Genomic DNA, 446 nt, shown 5'->3' on the forward strand with positions numbered 1-446 from the left:
CAAAAGGAGGATGTGGGATTCGAACCCACGCACGCTTTTACACGCCTGACGGTTTTCAAGACCGTTCCCTTCAGCCGGACTTGGGTAATCCTCCATACTATTCAAATGGACCTTGTAGGACTTGAACCTACGACCACTCGGTTATGAGCCGAGAGCTCTAACCAGCTGAGCTAAAGGTCCAACAAGATCATTATAGCGGCGAAGGGGATCGAACCCCCGACCTCCCGGGTATGAACCGGACGCTCTAGCCAGCTGAGCTACACCGCCATGTATCGGGAAGACAGGATTCGAACCTGCGACACCTTGGTCCCAAACCAAGTACTCTACCAAGCTGAGCTACTTCCCGAGTTAAATAGAAAAATGCACCCTAGAGGAGTCGAACCTCTAACCGCCTGATTCGTAGTCAGGTACTCTATCCAGTTGAGCTAAGGGTGCTCATTATATTA

At 50.9% G+C, this 446-nt stretch carries 5 tRNA genes; all 5 read right to left on the minus strand.

The annotated features are described in order from the left end of the window. Positions 1-4: 4 nt before the first annotated feature. Positions 5-94 (minus strand) — tRNA-Ser (locus B7700_RS00050). Between the two features lie 12 nt (positions 95-106). Further along, positions 107-180: transfer RNA gene (locus B7700_RS00055), tRNA-Ile, on the minus strand. A 13-nt stretch (positions 181-193) separates the two neighbouring features. After that, positions 194-267, minus strand: a tRNA-Met gene (locus B7700_RS00060). A 5-nt stretch (positions 268-272) separates the two neighbouring features. Then, a tRNA-Pro gene (locus B7700_RS00065) sits at positions 273-346 on the minus strand. A gap of 15 nt (positions 347-361) precedes the next feature. Then, positions 362-435, minus strand: a tRNA-Arg gene (locus B7700_RS00070). Positions 436-446: the final 11 nt, after the last annotated feature.

The organism is Streptococcus mitis, assembly GCF_002096755.1.
GTDB classification, from domain to species: Bacteria; Bacillota; Bacilli; order Lactobacillales; family Streptococcaceae; genus Streptococcus; species Streptococcus mitis_AC.